Genomic DNA, 20,630 nt, shown 5'->3' with positions numbered 1-20,630 from the left:
CCTCACGACGCGGGACGGAGTCGCTGCAGCGCGGCCGCGGCAACGATCACGAGTCCCTTGATCAGTAGCTGGATGTTGGAGTCGATGTTGTTCAGGGCAAGGATGTTGTTCAGTACGCCGAGCAGGAGCGCGCCGGCGACCGTCCCGGCCACCGAGCCCCGGCCACCGGCCAGGCTGGTCCCGCCGATCACCACCGCGGCGATCGCGTCCAGCTCGTAGCCGATCCCGTCGTTCGGGCTGCCCTGGTTCAGCTGGACGGCGTGGACGATGCCGGCCAGGGAGGCGAGCAACCCGCAGATCGCGAAGACCGCGATCTTCACCCGGACCACGGGCACGCCGGACAGCCGCGCGGCCTTCTCGTTCCCACCGACCGCATACAGATGCCGGGAGAACGCACTCACCCGCAGGAACACGATTGCGGCGATCGCGACCACCGCGAAGATCAGCACCGGGATCGGCACCAGCCCGCCGAATGTCCGCTCGCCGAGGATCGCGAACGAATCCGGCGCCTCGTGCGGCCCGTCGCCGTACGCGATCGCGACGCCCTGGCCACCGGACCAGATCCGGGCCAGGCCACGGGCTATCTGCAGGCCGGCGAGGGTGACGATGAAGGACTGGATCCCGATCATCGCCGTCGCGATCCCTTGCAGGGCACCGAAAACGAGGCCGATCACCAGCACCAGCAGGACGGACGGCAGGAAGCCCCAGTCGTCCTCGACCATCAGGACGGCCGAACCGACGGCGGCCAGCCCGAGCACCGCACCGACCGACAGATCGATCCCGCCGATCAGGATCACGAACGTCATCCCGACCGCGATGATCCCGATCTCCGACACGGCGCGGACCACGTTGGCCAGGTTGTCCGCGCTGATGAACAGGATCTCGCCGTCCTTGCGCGGCGAGAAGATGATCGCCGCGACGAACACCGCGAGCAGCCCGAACACACTCTGGAACCGGAACAGCGTCGCCACCACGGAGGCCTTCTCCGCCGGCACCGCCTTGTCCGCTACGACGTCGGTCACTGCACCCCTCCGACTTCCTCAACTGTGCCGATCTTCTCCAGGCCAGCACCTTCACCCATCGCCGCCGCCAACAGATCTCCCTCCCCGGAGTCCGCCGTGCTGAACGAAGCGACGTCACGGCCGTCGCGGAGTACGACGACGCGGTCGCAGACGCCGATCAGTTCCGGCAGTTCGGACGAGGCGAGCAGTACGCCGAGGCCTTGGCCGGCGAGCTCGCCGAGCAGCCGGTAGATCTCGGCCTTGGCGCCGACATCGACGCCGCGCGTCGGCTCGTCCAGCAACAGCAATCGAGGCTCGGTCAGCAGCATCCGGCCGAACACGACCTTCTGCTGATTGCCTCCCGACAGCGTGCCGACCTCGTCCTGCAACCGGCCGAACTTGAGCCGCAACCGATCCGCCATCGTGACCGACGCCGCGCGTTCCATCCGCCGCACGATCACACCGAGACGGCCGTACGACGGGAGGCTCGACAGGACCGTGTTCGCGAGGATCGAGTGGAACAGGACGAGCCCGGACGCCCGCCGGTCCTCGGGGACGAAACCGATGCCCTGGGCAAGTGCTTGGCGTGGTCCACGCAGGCGAATCTCCTGTCCTTGCAGAAGGATCCGGCCGGTCCGGGTGCCGGCCGGAGCAACGCCGTACAGGGTCTCGAGGAGTTCGGTGCGGCCGGCACCGAGCAGACCGGCGAGGCCGACGATCTCGCCGGCGCGGACGGTCAGCGAGATACCGTCGGGATCACGACGGCCGGCGCGGGGGCGACGCGGCGTCAGGGTCAGGTTGTCGACGCGGAGGAGCTCGTCGCCGGTGTCGGCGTCGGGTGTCGTGAACATGGTCTGCACCGGTCGTCCGACCATCGCCTCGACGACCTCGGCGGTACTGAGTTTTCGCGGGTCGAAGCTGGTCACGATCCGGCCGTTGCGCAGGACGGTCGCCCGGTCGGCGACCTGGGCGATCTCCTCCATGCGATGGGAGATGTACACGATGCCGACGCCGCTCAGGCGCAGTTCGCGGATCACGTCGAAGAGCCGCTCGACCTCGGCGGTGGTGAGCGCGGAGGTCGGCTCGTCCATGATCAGGACGCGGGCATCGAGCGAGATCGCCTTCGCGATCGTGACGAGCTGCTGTTCGCCGACGCGCAGGTCGCCGACCGGCCGGCGGGGATCGAGGCGGACGCCGCTGCGTTCCAGCAACGCGCGGGCCTCCCGATCCATCCGGCGGCGGTCGACCGTCTTGAGCCTGGTGCGGAGTTCGCGGCCGAGGAAGATGTTGTCGGCGACCGACAGGCCGGGAACGAGGTCGAGCTCCTGGTGGATCATCGCGATCCCGGCCGACTGCGCGTCGGTGGGGCCGTTGAAGGTGACCGGCGTTCCGTTGATCTCGATCGTGCCGTCGTAGCCGGTGACGTCACCGGACAAGATCTTCATCAGCGTGCTCTTGCCGGCGCCGTTCTCGCCGAGCAACGCGTGCACCTCGCCCGCACCGAGGCTGAAGTCGACGTCCTGGCACGCCTGCACGCCGCCGTACCGCTTCCCGATCCCGGCCATCCGGACCAGGCCAGGGGTCGGGAGAGCGTCCTCGGCCATGACACCTCCGCGGGCGAGTGATCGATCTGCTGAGTCGACGAGGCGTGAGTAATCGATTTCCCGGACGCTAGACCGCATCCGCGACCACCGTCAACCCCTCGTGACCGGGTCAGTCCGAACCGTGACTCAGGAGGCCGGAGATGCTCCAGCCTTTCGAGCACCGTGGAAAGGTCAGGCGTCCTCGTCCAGCCACGCCCGGACGGACTCGTTGTGCTCGCCGAGTCGTGGCGGTGGGAGGTTGGTTTCGCGGGCTCCGGCGTACGGCTGATCGTCGAAGCGCAGTGGCGGCCCGGGGAGCTGGATCCTGCCGAGAGTGGCGTGGTCGACGTCGATCAACAGACCCTGCGAGAGCGTCTGATCCCACGCGTAGACCTGCTGGAAGTCACGGACCTTGCCGGCCGGAATCCCCTTCTCTGCAAGGCGTTGCAGCCATCCGTCGGCGGGTTGCCCGGCGAACGCCGTCTCGATCGCCGCGGTCAGCTCGTCACGATGCGCCACCCGCAGCGCGTTGGTCCCGAACCGCTCGTCCTCCGGATCAAGCCCGACAAGCGGCGCGAACGTCCGCCACTGCCCCTCGCTCCCGACCGCCACCTGGATGCTGTCGTCCAAGGTCCGGTACATCCCGTACGGCGCGATCTGCGCATGATGATTGCCCACCCGCTCAGGCAGTTCGTGCGCGACTGTCCATTTCGTCCCGTGGAACGCGTGTACACCAACCACCGACGCGAGCAGGCTGGTCCGCACGACTCGCCCCTTGCCGGTGATCGACCGCTCGTGCAATGCCGCCACGGCCCCATAAGCGCCGTACATCCCGGCCAGCAGGTCCGCGATCGGCGCTCCGACCTTGGTCGGCTCGACCGCGCCGGTGATGCTCATCAGACCGCCTTCGCCCTGCGCGATCTGGTCGTACCCCGCCCGCCCACCGTCCGGCCCGTCGTGCCCGAACCCGGTGATCGACAGGATCACCAGCCCCGGATTCAGCTCGTGCAGCCGCTCGGTCGAGAACCCGAGCCGATCGAGCACCCCGGGCCGGAAGTTCTCGATCAGTACGTCGGCCTTGCCGACCAACTTCGTCAGGAAGTCCTTGCCGTCGGGCGATTTGAGGTCGGCGGTCACGGACTCCTTGTTGCGGTTCGCGGACAGGAAGTACGTCGACTCCCCCTCGACGAACGGCGGTCCCCAGCCCCGGCTGTCGTCACCCCGGTCCGGCACCTCGACCTTGATCACCCGGGCACCCAGGTCGCCGAGCATCATCGCCGCATGCGGCCCGGCCAACGCCCGCGTCAGATCGACGACGACCACATCGGAGAGAAGGTTCTGCACGCGGCCACACTAGCCTCGCCGTCAGCGCGGCGGCCGTGACGCGACTCTCAGGCTGTCGCCTTGCGGGCGAGCGATGCGAGCCGATGCGTCACGTCGCGCGGCCGCTCCTGCATGAGCATGTGGCCGGCGCCCGGATACATCCACAACCGGGCGTGCGGCAGCTGCGCAGCCATCCGGTTGGCATGTCGCGGCGGGAGCAGCCGGTCGCGGGTCCCGTGCATGATCTCGACCGGGAGCTGATCGAGCACCTTCAACGCATGGGCGCGATCGTGCTGCAGGATCGCCTCGAAGAATCCGCCGTACGTCGGCCCCGGCAGGATCGCCAAGTCCTGCAGGAACAGCTCGACCTCGGCCGGGTCGACCTTCTGGCCGAAGACCATCCGCCGCAGCGCGGGTCGCTGCAGGAGGGCCGAGGCCGCGTCGCGGCGCCGCGGACCGCGCACAGCGCGTCGCTCGATCCGCGCGCCGACCGAGTTCATCGCCCGCGGCGCCAACACGGCCGTGGTCGCATCGAACCGCTGCGGAATACCGAAGGCACCTTGAGAGATCTGGCCGGCTGAAGTGCTCACGAGCGCGGCGGCACGGATCCGCGAGCCGAACACGTCGGGACGCTGATCGGCCAGCGCCAACAGGGTCATACCGCCCATCGAGTGGCCCGCGTAGACGACCGGCCCGTCGCCGACCACGGTGTCCAACACCTCGACCAGGTCGTCGGCGAGCTGCTCGATCCGCATCGACCCGGCGGGCGCGTTGTCGGATCGCCCGTGACCCCGATGGTCGTAACTCACTACACGTACGGCGTTTGCCCCGAGAACTCGCGGCAGCCCGTCGACCTGGTGATGCCACGACCGGGTCGAGCAGGTCCATCCGTGCACGAGCAACACCGTCACCGGGGCGTCATCCGGTCCGGTGGTCTCGACGTTCAGCCGCACGCCGTCCCGCATCGTCACACCAGTCACGCTCGTCACGCAATCTCCCGTTCCCGCTCGCCGGCGGCCAGATGCGCCGCCCGCAACCGTCCACCGCGGGCGCCACGCCCGACCAGCCAAGCGATCGCGACGATCTCGAGCAGCCCGACCACGCCGAGCAAGGCGTAGCCGCCGTTCCACATCCATCGTGGCACGTCGTTGCGCTCCTCGCGGCGCAACACCTGCTGTTCGTCGAGGAACTCGACCGACTGCCCGTTCGACACCTGGATGGCCGGCTTCTCGATCGCCGCATCCTCAGGTGCATACACCCACATCGCGACCAGATCCCGCTGTCCTTGATGCAGCCGGATCATCGACTTCCATTTTCCGTACATCGGCAACGGGTCCGCCGACCGGTAGGTGCCGTCGGCAACCTTCACCATCGGGTGCAGGATCCGTCCGCCACCCTGCCACGCCATCGCCTCGAACCAGCGCGCACCGTCGGCCGCGTCCTGCGGCTGCAGGGTGACCGTGACGTACGCCGTCGGCTCGGCCCCCGTGGCCACCCGCTCCAACGACGCCGTCGCAGTCACGCCCGGCTCCGCCGATCGCGGTACGCAGAAGAACACCACCGCGAGTACGGCGACCAGCCCGACGGCTCCGAGCTGGTGCGTCCGACGAACCGCGAGCGGCCGGATGTTCCGGATCCCGCCCGCACGTTCGTCCCCGGCGACTTCGGCGTACCGGGTGGCAAGCCAGGCTCCGACGAGACCGGCGCCGGCTCCGACGATCACGCCGTACCCGATGGCCGAGGGCAGCATCGACGGCGGCCAGGCGATCGGCATCCAGACGTGGCTCCACGCGTACTCCGCGACGACACCGACCGTGCCGATCAGGACACCGGCGACAAGTCCGAGGCGGAAGCGATTCTTGTTGCCGAGGGCAAGGGCAACACCCTCGACCAGGATGGCTTCGACGATGAGCAAGGGGAAGTGGCCGACGATCTCGCCGAGCGGCTCGGCGACCGCCCAGGCGATGCCGCCACGAATCACCAGGTACACGGCCAGTGCGCCGAACGTCGTCCCCGCGCCGCGTCGCGCCCGCAGGATCGTGAACGCCAGCGCGGATCCGAACACGATCAGAAGCGGCTGCAAAATCAGAGGAAACTGCGGCACGCCGTAGTTGAACTCGGTCCCGAACAGGTCCCAGGCGATCAGCAGCGCACCGACCGCCGTGACCTCCTGGAACAACCGGCGCTTGTTCATTCCGGCGAGCTGCTCGACCTCGGCAGACGCCAGCAACCGCGCGAAGATCGAGAAGACGACACCACCGATCATCAGCAGGTGGGTCGGACCCCAGAGCGTCACATCCTCACCGAACACCCGGTGCCACCCGTCATCTAGCGGGAAGCCGACCAGCGCGAACGTCCCGCAGAGCGTCACCAACGCTGCGCTACAAGGGACCCGCCAGCCCTTGGTCAGCTTGAGCGTACGGGCCGGCAACGGTTTGCGAGCCAGGGCGATCGGCAGCACCCCGGAGATGATCACGCCGAGGATGCCGAAGAAGATCGGGTAGTGCGCGGGCGTCCCGAACGGTCCGGTGTCGCGGCCGCGATCGATGTGGACGGCGATGTCCCACCACACCCCGAACGCGCACGCGAGCAACGACACCGCGTGCAGGTAGGGCGTGAGTGCGGCCCATCGGGGGACTCCGTCCAGTCTCCCGATGGTGTCCGCAAGCCGCCCTACCAGCGTGACGTGCCCGGTCCGTTCCCGCCACAGGAGGACGGCGAGTGCGACGTACATGAGCGAAACGAGCCCGGTCACGATCGCGATCTGGTCGAACGTCGCCGTACCGCTGGTCGCGAGCGGGACCGCCATCGGGGTGCTCCTTGATCACGTCGAGACCTGAAGTATGCGCCATGGCTGATGTTACATCGGTTATGTAACGTGAAGTCTGCGAGACTGTCAAGGGTGGATGCACAGGACGAGGAGCTCACCGTCGACCAGCTCGCCGCGAAGGTGGGCATGACGGTGCGGAACGTGCGCGCGTACGCCGGGCGCGGCCTGATCCCGCCGCCTCGCCTGGCCGGCCGGACCGGGTACTACGGCGCCGACCACGTGGCGCGCCTCACGCTGGTGCGCGAGCTGCTCGGCAAGGGCTACACGCTGGCCGCGGTCGAGCGGATGATGAGCGAGCTGCCCGATGGCGCGCTGGCGCTGGGCGTGTTCGAGACCCTGGTGAATCCGTGGACACCGGCCGAGCCCGAGGTGCTCGACGAGTTCCAGCTGGCGGAGCGAGCCGGCGTACCGCATGATCCCGCGGTGATCGCGCAGCTGGTGAAGCTCGGGATCGCGGAACGGCAGGATGACGGCCTGCTGCGGATCCCGAACCCGGACCTGCTCCGGACCGGCCTCGAGGTGATCAAACTCGGCGTACCGATGCAGGCGATCTTCGAGATGCTGCCGAAGCTGTTCGCGCAGGCCGACGCGGTCGCGAAGACGTACGTCGAGCTCTTCCGCGGCACGGTCTGGCGGGACTTCACCAACGCCGGCATGCCCGCGGAGGGCTGGCCCGAGATCCAGCGCACCCTGGAGGGCATCATCCCGCTGGCCGGGCAGGCCCTGGTCGCCGCCTTCCGCGAATCCATGGCCCGCGAGATCGAGGTCGTCGCGTACGAGGAACTGGGCCTGTCGCCCGACACCCTTCCCTCCACCGGGTGACCCGCCTGCGGTGACCTTCCGACCGCGGATGATGGGCACCGGTTCCGCGAGTTGAGGGGTGGTACGACGGTTGTCCGTCAAACGTGCGGTGGGGTTCGCGATGGTCGTGGCGGTCGGGGTGAGCGGGTGCTCGTCATCCGGTGACGACGCGTCGAGCCGACCGACCCAGACTGTGACGGTCAGCGCCAGTACGTCGATCGCCTACCCGCCGCCGGACGGTGCCACCCCGTCGGAACCGACGGCCGATCAGCCCCCACCGTGGTCGGCACCCACCGGCCCCACTCCCAGGCCGGCTCCGAGGCCGACGCCGACCCCCACCCCGACGCAGACCATCCCCTACACCGCCCTCGACGGCACCAACCTGAAGGCGTGCAACGACGCCGTCTGCGAGGTCCAGGTCAAGGTCGGCAACAGACTCCGCCTGGGCGCAATCCGCCCAGTCTTCCGAGTCGCCTCGATCACCAAGAACGCGATCAAGTTCACCCTCGACTACCCCAACGGCAAACGCGCAACCCTGACCCTCGCCCCCAACGAGTACGCCGGCTTCGCCGCCCCCATGTCCTTCCAAATAACCCTCAACCACCTCCCCACCAACCACAAAACCGCCATAGTCGAGGTAGGCCCCCTAGAACCCTGACCACTCTGTCGCGCAGGCGCCTGATATCTACGGAACGGAGAGTGCAGAAGTCAAGTCGGTGTGGATGAAGTCCTTGCCCTTGAACAACAGCGGCTCACCGGAATCCCTGGCCAGTGCGTAGGCGAAACAGTCGCCGAAGTTGAGGGCCGCAGGATGTCCGCTGCCCTTGCCGAAGTCACGGTACGCGTCCCGAGCCGTCCGAGCCTGGGCCTCGGTCACGGGCTCGATCTGGAGCTCGGCCACCGCGCAGAACTCGTCGAACCGGCGGCTGACCACCGGATCCCGAGCGCTGTCCACGACGACGGCCGCCGCCAGGAAATTGGCCGCGGAGATCCGCCGTGAGGTCGCAGCCTCGATCGCTTCGGCGAACTCCGCAGCGTCCGGCTCCGCCCGAAGGATCGCGATCACGGCCGAGGTGTCGATGATCACCGCGGCAGACCGTTCTCGTCGTACAACAGGTCGCCGTGGTCGGCTGTGCGCACGGTGTCCGGCATGCGATGGGCCGCATCGGCGCCGATCGCCAAGAGCCGGTCAGCCAGACCGGCGCCGCGCAGTCGCCGCACCCGGGTGAGACGCTCGCGCACCGCGCGGTCGACCGCGGCCGTCTGAGATTCTCCCGTCAGCCGTGCCAGCTCGCGCACCAGCTCGTGCGTGTGTTCGTTCTTGATGTTCAAGCTCATTTGGCACCTTTCTACCACTGAGGTGGCACCATTCTACCCCTTGGAAGCTCAGGCCGGATCCCTGGGTTGTTGCCAGGGGCGGGTGGGTGGGGAGATAGGTAATCCTCCGCATGTGCGGGGTGGGGCTTAGTTGGGAGGGTGTGGGTGTCAGAAGTCGAGGGCGGCGGTCCCACCGCTCGTAGTAGGCAGGAGTAGGACGATGCGCCAGATCCAGATCCGCCGCAGGCCGGTTCGCTCGGGTACCCGCCGTACGACGCGGACGCTCGAGCTCGATCTCCGTACGCCGTCCGGCCGCCGGCTGCCGTTCTGAACCCCGTCCACCTGTCCCCCGGAAGCCCACGATCATGAACCTCAGGCTGCACGTCCACCACATCCACACCGGCGGTTGGTGCGCCGACATCGACGACGACCTCGACCGCCAGCCGGACGACCCGTACTGGTGTGCCGACCAGTGGCCGACCCTCGAGGACGCGCTGACCGCCGGCTGCGCACAGCTCGCCCGGTTGGCCGCCGCGACCCACCTCACCCGGGTCAGCGGCTACGCAGACGCCGTACTCGCGGCCTGAGCCGCGGGTACGAGCAAGGCCCGGCGAACCGCAGGGGGTTCGCCGGGCCTCATCTATTCAGCCCGCGAGTCCGAGCGAGACCGTGGCCCGGTTGATCACCGCGCCGAGAACCTTGCTGTCCTTGGGCGTACCAGCCGTGGTGATCTCGATGTCGGCAGTCGTGTTGCCCCACTGGCCGATGTACCGGGTCGCGACCCACCGAGTGGTCTTACCGGCGCGGTAGGTGTAGACGATCGTGCTGACGGTCAACCGGCCCTGACCGTTGGTCGACTTCATCACCACGGTCGACGTACCGGCGACCTTCAGACCACGCGTCCCCTTCAGCGCGGCCTGCTTCCGCTTGATCGCGGTCGCTGTACTGACCTTCCCGCCGACGAAGGTGTTGAACCGCACCATCCGGTTCCGCCCCGGATCCGAGAACCGGGCCTTCCCGGTGCCCAGCTCGGTCCGCTTCCAGGTCTTCGGCAGTTGCGCCGCCGCGTGGCAACCAAACCCTCCACCACAGTCGAAGCTCCGCCAGGTGTAGCTCACCGATTGGGTGCTAGCGGCAACAACCCGGGTGCTCGCCGTGCTGGGCAGGACGCCGGTCAGCAGTACACCGCCCGCGCCGAGCGTTGCCATTCCCACGCTGATGATTCTCCTCATGACGTTTCCCCCGTTCAGTGTGCGTCGAGTGAGTGCGTTGCGGTGTTGATGACCGTGCCGAGGAACTTCTTGTCCTTCGGCGCGCCGGCGACGGTGATCTCGAAGCCGGCGTTCTTGTAACCCCAGGTACCGACGTACCGGGTGGCGACCCAGCGGGTGGTCTTGCCGCTGCGGTAGGTGTAGACGATCGTGCTGACCGTCAGCGGGCCCTGCCCGGTGGTCGACTTCATCGTCGCGGTCGAGGTGCCGAGCACCTTCAGGCCGCGGGTGCCTTTCAGCGCGGCCTGCTTCCGCTTGACCGCGGTGACCGTGCTGATGTCGCTGCGGGCGCCGTAGGCCATGTCGAACCGGATCATCCGGTCGCTGGTGCGGTCGGTGAATCGCGCCTGGCTGGGCGCCAGCTTGACGTGCTTCCAGGTGCTGGGGAGCTTCGCGCTCGCCAGGCACCCGACGTGTGACCAGCAGTCGAAGTTGCGCTTCACGAACTTCACCGCGCTGGTCTGCGCGCTCACGTCGTACGACGTTGCCGCCGCGTTCCCGGGCAGCGCGCCGCCCAGTAGCAGTCCCCCGGCGCCGATCGTTGCGACGGCCCCGCTGATGATCCCGGTTCGCTTCATTGCTCTGTTCCCCCTGTGTGGTGGTGCTTTCAGGGAGACAGACGACGCCGTCGTACGCCGGGTTGGGCCGAGGGCGACGATCAGCCCGGACGGGCAGCCTTCGGGGAATCGGGGGCAGGAAGGTCGCCGAGGTCGGCGTCCCAGTCGTCCTGCTCGTCGTCGTCCGGCAGGTTCGCCTCGTTGCGGCGGGCGATGCGGACGAAGGCGATGATCAACGCGACCGGCCCGAGCACCATCGCGGCCTCGGGCACGCCGCCCAGGTGCAGCGCGATCACGATGCCGTCACCAGCGCGATCCCACCGGCCGTGAACGCGACCATTGCCGCGAGCATCGGATACTGCGCGCGCCGCAGCTGGCGTCGCCGGAACAGTTCGGCGGCGCGATCGTGGGCGGACACGACCCCGAGCACGTGTCCGAGCACGATCGCACCGATCTGTACCCCGGCGATCAACCCGGTACCCAGGAACGCGTAGTCGATCCGCATCCCGCTCGTCCCGAGCAGGTCCCACCCACGCCCGAACGGATCCGTCGCGAGCAGCACCCCCTCCTGCCCCTGGAACAGCGCGAACGAGAAGTAGTGCGCGACGGCGTACCCGATCGCGATCGGTACCAGCGAGTGCACGAACGCACCCGGCAGCCCAGCCGCACCAACGGTCCCCGGCCGCACCCGCGCCGATCCGGTCGTCCGCGCCGCGAGGACGAACAACACCGCCACGATCGCCACCGCGACCAGCAAACCAAGCGTGTGTACGACGATGTGCTGCGTCCGGCTCAGATCACCGGTCAGCCGGGTCCACGCCGACCACCGCGAGATCCCGTCGAAGGCCGTTGACCCGAGCAACAAACACAGCAGCCCGACGATCCCCGGTCGCCGCGGCACGGTGGCCAGGCCGGCCAACGGGTTCCGCAGCTCCAACCGACCGTCGGCACCGCGTCCGAACGGACTCAAGCGCGCGAGGACTTCGGCGTACACCTCGAAGCTGTCACCGACACTGAACCAGGCCGGGCCGTAGACGATGCCTGCGGCAACGTTTGCCAAGGCGTAGAGCGACACGAAGACAGCGACGACGGACGGCTCGGAGCCATCCGGGTACGCGAGCTCCAGCCACAGGAAGGCGGCCAGCCCAGCCACCGCCGGCCAGTAGGCGATACCCGCCGGAAGGTCCCGGTACGACGTCCGCCGAACCATCCCCGCGATCGTGCGGAACGGATTCGCCAGCCGCCAGATCGGGCCGCAGAGCAGGGAGAGCGGGATGATGCCGACCCAGATCCAGACGTACAACCACGTCGGCGCCGGATTGCTCGCCGGCGAACCGCTGCCGAACCACGCGGCCCCGAGCAGTACGGCGAACGCCGCCAGCCCGATCGCTTTGATCACCCAGCGAGTCGCCGGGCTGTCGACACTACGAGTTGCCCGCGGCAACGGCGTACCGGCGATGACGCCGAATCGCGGTCGCGACCAGAACGCAGCGAGGGCGAAGAAGGAGACGGCGACGGCCGCGCCCGCGGAGTAGATCGCCAGCCACAACGGCACCGGCAGATCGCCGCGACCACCGATCCCGTGCAGCGGCACCAGCATCCCCAGCCCCGACACGAGCACGGCGCCTCCGTTCGGGCAGCTATCTGACCGATCGAATGTAACACGCTCGATGTCACATAGGTAGGGTCTGATACTCGGCCGGATCGAACCGCCGCGTCAGCTGCCGGAACCGGAAGGTGAAGGTCGGCCAGAGCGTGGTGTTGCGGCCCTTGGCATCCAGGTACCAGCTCATGCAGCCGCCGCGGGTCCAGATCGTGTTGCGCATCGACGAACAGACCTTGTCGACGAACGCGCGCTGCACCTCCGGCCGCACCTCGACCTGTCGCAGTCCCTTGGCGTCCATCGTCTTGAGCGCGTCCACGATGTAGGCGATCTGCGACTCGATCATGAACACCATCGAGCTGTGACCGAGGCCGGTATTGGGACCGACGAGCAGGAAGAAGTTCGGGAAGCCGGAGACCGCCGTACCGAGATGGGCCTCCATACCGTCCGACCACGCTTCGCGCAGACTGATGCCGTCGCGGCCGTGGACCAGGTCCATCACCGGCAGATCGGTGACCCGGAAGCCGGTGCCGTAGATGATCGTGTCGACCTCGTGCTTCACGCCGTCCTGGGTGACGATCCCGGTCGGGGTGACCTCGGCGATGCCATCGGTGACGAGGTCGACGTTCGGCTGCGCGACCGCCGGGAAGTAGTCGTCGGAGAGCAAGATGCGCTTGCAGCCGAGGGTGAAGTCCGGGGTGAGCTTGGCCCGGAGCAGCGGGTCGCGGACCTGGCGCGCGAGCTGCGACTCGGCCACCTTCTGCGCCTGCTTCATGATCCCCGGCAGCTTCGCGAACCCGAGCACGGTCGACTCGCGACTCCAGTAGATCGCGGCGCGGATCGCCTTCTGTACCAGCGGAAACCGGCGGAACGCGGCCTTCTCCGTGGCCGTGACCTTGCGCTCAGCCCGCGGAAACAGCCACGGCGGCGTCCGCTGGAACAAGTGCAGTTCCTCGACCTCCGGCTGGATCGCCGGCACGAACTGGATCGCCGACGCACCCGTCCCGATCACCGCAACCTTGCGACCGCTCAGGTCGAGGTCGTGATCCCACCGCGCCGAGTGGAAGACCGCGCCCTCGAACGAGTCGATCCCAGGAAGCTCCGGGTACGACGGCTCCGCGAGCGGACCCATCCCCGACAGCAGAATGTCCGCGGTGAACTCACCTTCGCTGGTGTGGATCCGCCACTGGCCGTCCTCCCAGTGCGCGGACTCGACCGCGTGCCCGAAACGGATGTGCCGCCGTACATCGAACTTGTCGGTGACCTGCTGCAGGTACGCCTCGATCTCGGGCTGGGGAGAGAACGTCGACGTCCACTCCGGGTTCGGCGCGAACGAGAACGAGTACAAATGCGACGGCACATCACACCGGCAGCCCGGGTACGTGTTGTCGCGCCAAGTACCGCCGACGTCGTGCGCACGCTCCAGTACGACGAAGTCGTCGTACCCGGCCTGCTTGAGTCGGACCGCCATCCCGATCCCGGCGAACCCGGTCCCGATCACGACGATCCGGTGCTGCTCGCTCTGCTGGGCCACGACGATCCTCCGGTCCATCGGGATGAACTTACTCCCAGTAAGTTACTCGGAGTCAGTTAGACTGCGCAAGTGACGTCGACCACGACTGGCGGGATACCTACGGACGCTCCGAAGCGGCGGCGGGACCGGGCCGCGCGGGAGCGGGAGATCCTGGCGGCGGCCGAGCGGATCTTCGGCGAGCGCGGGTACCAGGGCACGTCGATGGACGACGTCGCCGCTGCTGTTGGGGTGTCGAAGCCGCTGATCTACCAGTACTACGGTTCGAAGGACGGCCTGTTCCTCGCCTGCCTCGCGCGGCTTCGCACCCAGCTCCTGGACACCGTCTCCGACGCGGTCATGGCCGCGCGCGATGCCGAGGACGCGCTGTACGCCGGTTTCGTCGCTTGGTTCCAGTTCCTCGACGACCACCCGCAGGCGTGGTCGGTCCTCGTCGACGAAGGCATGCTCAACCCCGGCGCGGCCGGCACCACCACCGACGAGGTCCGGGCAGCCTTCATCGAACTCATCTCCGCGATGGTCCGGATGAACCTCCCACCCGGCCACTCCGCCGACGACGACGAGATCGAAGTCATCGCCCAAAGCATCTCCGGCGCCACCGAACGCCTAGCCATCTGGCGCAGCCGAACCGCCCACCCGCCCACGCCCCAAAAAACCGCCGAAACCCTCAAATCCCTCCTATGGCAAGGCCTGAACACCCTCCGCAAACCGTAAATCGCGGGCTCCACGGCGACAGGTCTTCGGCGGCTGTCCTTCTGCCGCCGTCGGTGGATGCGCGCAATGTCGTCACGCCACCGGTCTGATTGACGCGGACTGCCGTAGGCCCGGCGGTGGCCGCCCCGACACGACATGTGATGAGCACCGCCCGCAGATCTGCGCCCCCGTGGCACCCTGGCAATAGCTGAGTGGCGTACAGGACACCCGCTTCCGCGGCTGTTCTACCAGCCGCCGCCTGCGGCGTGCGCACCCTGATCACGCGTCAATGGATCACCGCGCGACCGCCGAGAATCCGCGGGGCGCAACCGTGGTCACTCGCTGCACGCCTTGCCGCCCGCGCATCACCGTCCGGGGCGAGTCGGCCGCACGCGGCCGACTCGGCCTGAGAGCTGAGGCGAGCTGTGGTGGAGGTCCGGGTCCTGCCGGCGACCGCCTTCTTGTTCATGGTGGTGACCGCGCTGCGGTTGCGGCAGCCGAGGCGCGGTGACAGTTCAGCGAACTGCAACCAGGGACGCGCCGACCTCCATCAGCCGACCGAGCCAGGACGACATCGATCAATGAACCGTCCGCACAGAGGAGGCCCCCCGCTGCAGTGCGCCAGGCCAGCACCGCGCCGCCCGCCGCGGACACGTCGATTCGGCACCGCGCCCCGGACGCATTGCATCGGCACGGCGCCGCGGACAGGTTGGTTCGGCACCAGGCTGCGGACACAGCGGGTCGCCACCGGGCTGCGGACACAGTGCATCGGCACCGAGCTGCGGACAGGTTGGTTCGGCACCGAGCTGCGGACAGGTTGGTTCGGCACCGCGCTGCAGATGCGCCGGGCCGGCACCGCGCCGCGGACGCGTCGGGTTCGGCACCGCGCCGCGCGCCGCGGACGCGTCGGGTTCGGCACCGCGCCGCGCGCCGCGGACGCGTCGGGTTCGGCACCGCGCCGCAGACACAGTGCATCGGCATGGGGATGCGGACAGGTTGGTTCGGCACCGGGCTGCGGACAGGTTGGGTCGGCACCGCGCTGCGGACAGGTTGGTCCGGCACCGCGCTGCGGACACAGCGGGTCGGCATCGGGATGCGGACAGGGTCGAACCCGCATCGGTCGGCAGACTGCAACGACGGCCGAGCCGGCAGCGGTCAGCTGGTTGAGGCCAGGATCGGGTCGGTGTCGGCCCAGGGGTCGAAGTCCTGGGCGGTTTGGTCTGCCTGGGGGCTGCCGGGTGGTTCGGGGTCTTCGCCCCAGATGGCACGCATGGTCGCGGCACGTACCTCGGCTTCCGACACCGGCGCGTCCTCGGCGCATCCGGTAGATCTGTCGCCCTCGGCAGTTGCAACGGCGAGGGTCCTGCGGGATCGCGGCTCAGGCGCTGGGTCTTCGCCCCAGATGGCACGCATGGTCGCCGCGCGTACCTCGGCTTCCGATGGCGCTGTGTCGTCAGCGCTCCCAGCAGAGCCGGCGGCTTTGCCGGGTTGGTGGGGTTCGGGCGGGGCCGGTTCGCCTGCGCATGGCGTGGGGGTAGGCGTCTGCGTCGCGTTGGGCGGGCAGGCGCTGGCTCGTGCGGCAGCGGGCATCGGCTCGCACGGGTTCGGGGCGGCGGGCCGGGGTGTTGGTTCGGTGTTCGCGGTGCCAGGGCTCGTACTGCCCGGGTTGGCGCTAGGGGTGTTGTTGGGGGTGGGGTTGGTTCTTGGGCGCGATGGGGGGTCGGCCCAGGAGGGGCGGTTGACGTGGACGACGCCGTTGGTGATGGTGATGACCCATTTGCCGGCGTGGAGGTCGCGGTGATGGATTCTGCATAAGAGCGCGAGGTTGTTGACGGCGGTGATGCCGCCGTGGATCCAGGACTGCAGGTGGTGGGCGTCGCACATGACCGGTGGTGCTCCGTAGACCACGCAGCCTTTGTCGCGGGCGTTCAGTGCGCGCCGCATCGCTCTGGTGACGAGCCGTTCGGAACGGCCGACGTCCAGTGGTTCGGAGTTCGAGCCGAGGACTAGTGGGATGACTTTGGCGTCGCAGGCCAGGCGGCGGATTGTTTCCGCGGACAGGGCGCCGGTGTAGACGGTGTCACCGATGGCGTTGGCGGTTGCTGCTTGGAGGTCTTGCCAGTCGATGGTGACGACCAGGTTCGCCTTCGCACCGAAGCCAGGCACCCAGTTATCAGTAATACTCACCCCGCACGGCGGGCCGAGCCCGGTCGCGCTCGCCGCCTCCGCCGGGCTCACGAGTTCATCCGGAGTTGTCGCGGTCCCGGCCGTCACGCTGTCGGCGATCGTCGTGTCACCCTTGGGCGTAACACTATCGACGAACGCAGCATCGACCTCGGGCGCGGCATCGCAGGCCGATATGGCGTTGCTCGCGGCGGCCGCATCACTCGTGGGCGTGGCACCACCCTCGGGTGTGGCGCTGCCGGTGGGTGCCGCGTTGCTTGTGGTTGCCGCGTCGCTGGTGGGCCTGGCGTCCGTTGTGTTCGGACCGGCCGGAGTCATCGCTGCCGTCGCGGTTGTCGTACCGTCCACGGCGGTGGGACCACCTGCGGTCGTGGCGCTGCCCGCCGACGTGGCGCTGCCCGCGGTCGTCGTGCTGCCCGCGGTCGTCGTGCTGCCCGCGGTCGTGGTGCTGCCCGCGGGCGCCATGTTCCTCGCGGCGCCCACGTCGCTCGTGGGGTTGGTGTCGGTCGCGTTCGGACTTGGCGGAGTCGTTGTGCTCGACGGGCTCGCGGGGGCGGTGTGCTGCTCGCCCGGGCTTGTCGTACTCGCCTGAGCTGAGGCCTGCCCGGCCGGTGTCGCTTGAGCTGTGGCCTGCCCGGCCGGTGTTGCTTGAGCTGTGGCCTGGTCGGGTGTTGCTTGGGCGGTGCTGTCCGGGTTCGTGGGCGGGGACGCGGTGGGGGATGCGGGTTGGGTGTTGTTGGTGGTGCGGATGGCGGCGGCGTCGGTGGCTGCGGTGGCTATGGATAGGAGGGTGGAGAGGGCGTCGGCTTGGCGCTTTTCTCGGGAGCGGGGGTCTTGTTCGCCGTCTCGGGTGCGGCGGGGGCGGGCGCCGGTGTTGATGCCGGTGCAGAGGCGTTCGGCGTTGTCGTTGGCGAGGTAGCCGTTGAATTTGACGCCGTGGTCGTCGCGGGTCAGGGCGAGGCGTTCGCGGGTGTAGGCCTTGTCTTCGTCGGGTTCGGGGCCGTCGGGGTCGAGCAGGTTGCGGACCATGAGGGCGGCGCGGCGTAGTTCGGTGGGGGTGGAGATCCGGGCGAGGCCGACGAGTTGTTCTTCGGCGACGCGCAGGTCGTCGACCGGGACGGTGTCGGGGACTTTCTCGACGGCGTCGATGATGATGTCGGCCTGGAGGGGGCGCAGCAGGATCTCGGGCGGGAGGGTTTCGTCGGTGCCGTCGGGGGCCGGGATGCGGGTGGCGGGGTCGGGCAGCGCGTCGGTGACCGCGGCATATTTGGGCAGGGTGCGGGCGAGGCGGACTTGGTGGAGGGCTTGGGGACGGTCGATGCGGTAGCGCAGGGCGATGAGTTCGGCGGTGTCGCGGGCGCCGATGTCTTGGGCGTGGCCGCGCTGGTCGAGGTGGGCGATGAGTTGGAGGCGGTAGGTCTCGAGCTGCGCGATCTGCGCGTCGGTGGAGTCGAGAGCGGCCACCGCTTGGCTGCCGTCCATCGACCACACCTGCCGCTGCCCGAGAAGTTCCATACCGACAACTCTAGACACCCCCACCGACACTTTCCAAAGCCAGAACCCCTTGTTTTCAGGGGAAATAGTTATCCACAGATTTCAGATCGGCTCGGCTGCCGGGTGCTGAATCGTGTAGTGCACCGGATACTGTTGCCTTAGGCATCTAAACTGCCCGGACGCCGAGACCAGCGAAGAACCCGACAGGTCGAACAAGTGACAGCTGCCCTGCAGTCACGTATCAGCAGAGAAGCAGCCGGCGGCAGGCGTGCGCTGGATCAGCTTGCGCTCCGGACGGAATCTTGTGCACAGCCGACAGCTGCAACCTGGATGCTCGGGCTCGGCGCAGGCGCCTGCTGCAGATGCCGGTACCGTCGCGCGGCTGCTTCCTGAAGTGACGTCTCGGCCACGCGCGCTCAACACAACGCCCGGCGCAAACCACGCCCACCGCAGGCCATCTCCGGCGCACCCGGTCAGACGCGGCCGAAGAGCAGCCGCCGCGCAGCGGCGTTCTTGGCGCCACGCCCCGAAACACACCGACGGAGCAACACACCGCCCCACCACAGCACCTAGCGCCAACCACACCGACTGCGACCCGCGGTGCCCAGCGGAACTGGACCAGGGTCGTGACAACGTGCCGCGTACCCCGCCGACGAGCAGCCGCCGCGCGGCGGTGGCCTTTCCGGGTGGGGTTGTTTCGGGTGGGGCCTCAGGGGTTTGACCCTGAGGGGTGGCTGACGGATGTCATGGGTGGGTTGTGACGGGTGGTCGAGGGGAACTGCGGCGTCAGCCGCGAAGCTTTGGGTATGACGACAACGACTGCGGTCAGCCTCCGGGGTGTGACCAAGAAGTATGGGGCGGTGCAGGCGGTCGCCGGGGTGGATCTGACCATCCGGGCGGGCGAGGTGGTGGCGTTGCTCGGGCCGAACGGGGCCGGGAAGTCGACCACGATCGAGATGCTGCTCGGGCTGGTGAAGCCGGATCAGGGCAACGTGCAGGTGTACGACGGAACTCCGAACGAGGCGATCGCCGCCGGCCAGGTCGGGGTGATGCTGCAGAGCGGCGGGATCATCGAGGACGCGAAGGTCGGTGAGCTGCTGAACCTCGTGGCCGGCCTGCACAAGCACCCGATGCCCGTGCAGGAGGCGCTCGAGCGGGCCGGTATCGCCGACCTGTCCAAGCGGGTGATGAAGGGTCTGTCCGGCGGCCAGAAGCAGCGGGTGCGGTTCGCGATGGCGATCATCCCGCAGCCCGATCTGATCGTGCTGGACGAGCCGACGACCGGCATGGATGTCGAGGCCCGCCGTGACTTCTGGGCGTCGATGCACGCCGAGACCGCGCGCGGCCGGACCGTGCTGTTCGCGACCCACTACCTGGAAGAGGCCGATTCGTACGCCGACCGGGTCGTGCTGATGCGGGCCGGCAAGGTAGTTGCCGACGGCACCGCTGCCCAGATCAAGGCGAGCGTGTCCGGCCGGACCATCCGCGCCACGATCCCGGGCGCTGACCTCGCTACCCTCGCGTCGCTGCCCGGCGTACGCAATGTCGAGACGCGCGGGGACGTCGTCCTGCTGCAGTGCGCGAACTCCGACGACACCCTGCGCTACCTGCTCGACAACACCAGCGCCCATGACATCGAAGTGACCTCAGCAGACCTCGAAGACGCCGTACTGGCGATCAGCGCAGAACAGGACTCCCTGGCATGAACCGCGAATACCTGATGTTCGACATCCGCCGCATCCTGCGGAACCGGCGAGTGATGATCTTTGCGATCCTGATGCCGTTGGTGCTGTTCCTGATCTTCGGCCTGACGATCCCCCAAGGCGCCAGCGAGGGCGGGATCTCCGCGATCGCCTACGTGATGGTGAGTATGGCGATGTTCGGCTCGATGTCGGCCTCGATGAGCAGCGGCGGCGTGATCGCGGCCGAGCGCGACGGCGGCTGGAACCGGACGCTCCGCCTCACTCCGCTCAAGCCGCAGGCGTACGTCATCAGCAAGGTGATCCTGTCCCTGCTGCTGGCGCTCCCGCCGCTCGTCGTCGTCTTCATCACCGGCATGGCCGTCGGCCACGTCCATCTCAGCGTGGCCCGGTGGGTGACCGTCGCGTTGGTGTCCTGGCTGGGTGCCTTGCCGTTCGCCGCGATCGGCCTGGTCATCGGGTACGTCGCCAAGCCCGACAGCGTGCAGCCGATCACCGGCTTGAGCACGATGCTGATCGCGGCCTTCGGCGGACTGTGGTTGCCGGTCGACCAGATGCCCTCGCTGATGAAGCACATTGCCCAGCTGACTCCGGCGTACTGGACCGGACTGACCTCGCGAAGCGCGCTGACGCAGAGCGGCGTGGACATGCAGGCGCTGCTGGTGGTGCTCGGCTGGACAGTGGTCCTCGGATTCATCGCTCTGCGCCGCTACCGCGCTGATACCGCGCGGGCTTGAGGCCT

General features: G+C 68.4%; 19 protein-coding genes. 6 read left to right on the top strand and 13 right to left on the bottom strand.

Annotated features, from left to right (window positions below; translation table 11 throughout):
• Positions 1-2 precede the first annotated feature (2 nt).
• The 5 genes from ACWF4Z_RS04340 to ACWF4Z_RS04320 all read right to left on the bottom strand — a co-directional run bounded on the left by ACWF4Z_RS04340 (position 3) and on the right by ACWF4Z_RS04320 (position 6,716).
• Positions 3-1,022: an ABC transporter permease gene (locus ACWF4Z_RS04340; protein ID WP_452241500.1), complete on the bottom strand. Its 1,020-nt coding sequence runs from the start codon at positions 1,020-1,022 to the stop codon at positions 3-5.
• Positions 1,019-2,605: a sugar ABC transporter ATP-binding protein gene (locus tag ACWF4Z_RS04335; protein WP_452241499.1), complete on the bottom strand. Its 1,587-nt coding sequence runs from the start codon at positions 2,603-2,605 to the stop codon at positions 1,019-1,021. The genes ACWF4Z_RS04340 and ACWF4Z_RS04335 overlap by 4 nt, the downstream gene beginning before the upstream one ends.
• A gap of 171 nt (positions 2,606-2,776) precedes the next feature.
• A complete protein-coding gene (locus ACWF4Z_RS04330; protein WP_452241498.1) occupies positions 2,777-3,928 on the bottom strand; it encodes a CaiB/BaiF CoA transferase family protein in 1,152 nt (383 codons plus the stop codon).
• A 47-nt stretch (positions 3,929-3,975) separates the two neighbouring features.
• On the bottom strand, positions 3,976-4,896 hold the full coding sequence (locus tag ACWF4Z_RS04325) for an alpha/beta fold hydrolase (RefSeq protein WP_452241497.1): 921 nt from the start codon (positions 4,894-4,896) through the stop codon (positions 3,976-3,978).
• Positions 4,893-6,716, bottom strand: coding sequence for a hypothetical protein (locus ACWF4Z_RS04320; protein ID WP_452241496.1), 1,824 nt, complete (start codon positions 6,714-6,716; stop codon positions 4,893-4,895). The genes ACWF4Z_RS04325 and ACWF4Z_RS04320 overlap by 4 nt, the downstream gene beginning before the upstream one ends.
• Positions 6,717-6,809: 93 nt before the next feature.
• Between ACWF4Z_RS04320 and ACWF4Z_RS04315 the strand changes: the two genes are divergently transcribed.
• Positions 6,810-7,559 (top strand): MerR family transcriptional regulator, encoded by a 750-nt coding sequence (locus tag ACWF4Z_RS04315; protein WP_452241495.1) that lies wholly within the window; start codon positions 6,810-6,812, stop codon positions 7,557-7,559.
• A gap of 70 nt (positions 7,560-7,629) precedes the next feature.
• Complete coding sequence (locus tag ACWF4Z_RS04310; RefSeq protein ID WP_452241494.1) at positions 7,630-8,196, top strand: hypothetical protein; 567 nt, start codon at positions 7,630-7,632, stop codon at positions 8,194-8,196.
• Positions 8,197-8,223: 27 nt separating this feature from the next.
• On the opposite strand, the gene ACWF4Z_RS04305 is transcribed toward ACWF4Z_RS04310, so the two are convergent.
• Positions 8,224-8,625 (bottom strand): type II toxin-antitoxin system VapC family toxin, encoded by a 402-nt coding sequence (locus ACWF4Z_RS04305; protein WP_452241493.1) that lies wholly within the window; start codon positions 8,623-8,625, stop codon positions 8,224-8,226.
• The gene (locus tag ACWF4Z_RS04300) at positions 8,622-8,876 is read right to left on the bottom strand and encodes a type II toxin-antitoxin system VapB family antitoxin (RefSeq protein ID WP_452241492.1); all 255 of its coding nucleotides are present in this window, start codon (positions 8,874-8,876) and stop codon (positions 8,622-8,624) included. The genes ACWF4Z_RS04305 and ACWF4Z_RS04300 overlap by 4 nt, the downstream gene beginning before the upstream one ends.
• A 344-nt stretch (positions 8,877-9,220) precedes the next feature.
• Between ACWF4Z_RS04300 and ACWF4Z_RS04295 the strand changes: the two genes are divergently transcribed.
• The gene (locus ACWF4Z_RS04295; protein ID WP_452241491.1) at positions 9,221-9,442 is read left to right on the top strand and encodes a hypothetical protein; all 222 of its coding nucleotides are present in this window, start codon (positions 9,221-9,223) and stop codon (positions 9,440-9,442) included.
• 57 nt (positions 9,443-9,499) lie between these two features.
• Here ACWF4Z_RS04295 and ACWF4Z_RS04290 read toward each other — a convergent pair whose 3' ends face one another.
• From ACWF4Z_RS04290 to ACWF4Z_RS04270, 5 genes are all read right to left on the bottom strand, one after another.
• Positions 9,500-10,087: a hypothetical protein gene (locus ACWF4Z_RS04290; protein ID WP_452241490.1), complete on the bottom strand. Its 588-nt coding sequence runs from the start codon at positions 10,085-10,087 to the stop codon at positions 9,500-9,502.
• Between the two features lie 14 nt (positions 10,088-10,101).
• Complete coding sequence (locus ACWF4Z_RS04285) at positions 10,102-10,704, bottom strand: hypothetical protein (RefSeq protein ID WP_452241489.1); 603 nt, start codon at positions 10,702-10,704, stop codon at positions 10,102-10,104.
• Between the two features lie 80 nt (positions 10,705-10,784).
• Entirely contained in the window at positions 10,785-10,979 is a 195-nt protein-coding gene (locus ACWF4Z_RS04280) for a hypothetical protein (protein ID WP_452241488.1), read from the bottom strand.
• On the bottom strand, positions 10,976-12,304 hold the full coding sequence (locus ACWF4Z_RS04275) for a hypothetical protein (RefSeq protein WP_452241487.1): 1,329 nt from the start codon (positions 12,302-12,304) through the stop codon (positions 10,976-10,978). Before ACWF4Z_RS04275 ends, ACWF4Z_RS04280 begins: the two co-directional genes overlap by 4 nt.
• Before the next feature lie 52 nt (positions 12,305-12,356).
• Positions 12,357-13,838 carry a flavin-containing monooxygenase gene (locus tag ACWF4Z_RS04270; protein WP_452241486.1) on the bottom strand — a complete coding sequence of 494 codons (1,482 nt, stop codon included), beginning with the start codon at positions 13,836-13,838 and terminating at the stop codon, positions 12,357-12,359.
• 51 nt (positions 13,839-13,889) lie between these two features.
• Here ACWF4Z_RS04270 and ACWF4Z_RS04265 point away from each other — a divergent pair, with 51 nt between their 5' ends.
• Entirely contained in the window at positions 13,890-14,531 is a 642-nt protein-coding gene (locus ACWF4Z_RS04265) for a TetR/AcrR family transcriptional regulator (protein WP_452241485.1), read from the top strand.
• A gap of 1,134 nt (positions 14,532-15,665) precedes the next feature.
• Here ACWF4Z_RS04265 and ACWF4Z_RS04260 read toward each other — a convergent pair.
• Entirely contained in the window at positions 15,666-18,209 is a 2,544-nt protein-coding gene (locus ACWF4Z_RS04260) for a DUF222 domain-containing protein (protein ID WP_452241484.1), read from the bottom strand.
• Positions 18,210-18,994: 785 nt separating this feature from the next.
• Here ACWF4Z_RS04260 and ACWF4Z_RS04255 point away from each other — a divergent pair.
• A complete protein-coding gene (locus ACWF4Z_RS04255; RefSeq protein WP_452241483.1) occupies positions 18,995-19,894 on the top strand; it encodes an ABC transporter ATP-binding protein in 900 nt (299 codons plus the stop codon).
• A complete protein-coding gene (locus ACWF4Z_RS04250; protein ID WP_452241482.1) occupies positions 19,891-20,625 on the top strand; it encodes an ABC transporter permease in 735 nt (244 codons plus the stop codon). The genes ACWF4Z_RS04255 and ACWF4Z_RS04250 overlap by 4 nt, the downstream gene beginning before the upstream one ends.
• The last annotated feature ends 5 nt before the right edge of the window (positions 20,626-20,630 follow it).

The organism is Kribbella sp. NPDC055071, assembly GCF_053608045.1.
The sequence above is the reverse complement of the archived record's forward strand: the minus strand, read 5'-3'. Positions and strand labels throughout refer to the sequence as shown.

What these genes read in the sequence shown, in the direction of transcription:
- ACWF4Z_RS04335 (WP_452241499.1), bottom strand. Translation starts at nt 2,605, where the DNA reads ATGGCCGAGGACGCTCTCCCGACCCCTGGCCTGGTCCGGATGGCCGGG.
- ACWF4Z_RS04320 (WP_452241496.1), bottom strand. Translation starts at nt 6,716, where the DNA reads ATGGCGGTCCCGCTCGCGACCAGCGGTACGGCGACGTTCGACCAGATC.
- ACWF4Z_RS04270 (WP_452241486.1), bottom strand. Translation starts at nt 13,838, where the DNA reads ATGGACCGGAGGATCGTCGTGGCCCAGCAGAGCGAGCAGCACCGGATC.
- ACWF4Z_RS04300 (WP_452241492.1), bottom strand. Translation starts at nt 8,876, where the DNA reads ATGAGCTTGAACATCAAGAACGAACACACGCACGAGCTGGTGCGCGAG.
- ACWF4Z_RS04285 (WP_452241489.1), bottom strand. Translation starts at nt 10,704, where the DNA reads ATGAAGCGAACCGGGATCATCAGCGGGGCCGTCGCAACGATCGGCGCC.
- ACWF4Z_RS04290 (WP_452241490.1), bottom strand. Translation starts at nt 10,087, where the DNA reads ATGAGGAGAATCATCAGCGTGGGAATGGCAACGCTCGGCGCGGGCGGT.
- ACWF4Z_RS04255 (WP_452241483.1), top strand. Translation starts at nt 18,995, where the DNA reads ATGACGACAACGACTGCGGTCAGCCTCCGGGGTGTGACCAAGAAGTAT.
- ACWF4Z_RS04260 (WP_452241484.1), bottom strand. Translation starts at nt 18,209, where the DNA reads ATGGAACTTCTCGGGCAGCGGCAGGTGTGGTCGATGGACGGCAGCCAA.
- ACWF4Z_RS04295 (WP_452241491.1), top strand. Translation starts at nt 9,221, where the DNA reads ATGAACCTCAGGCTGCACGTCCACCACATCCACACCGGCGGTTGGTGC.
- ACWF4Z_RS04250 (WP_452241482.1), top strand. Translation starts at nt 19,891, where the DNA reads ATGAACCGCGAATACCTGATGTTCGACATCCGCCGCATCCTGCGGAAC.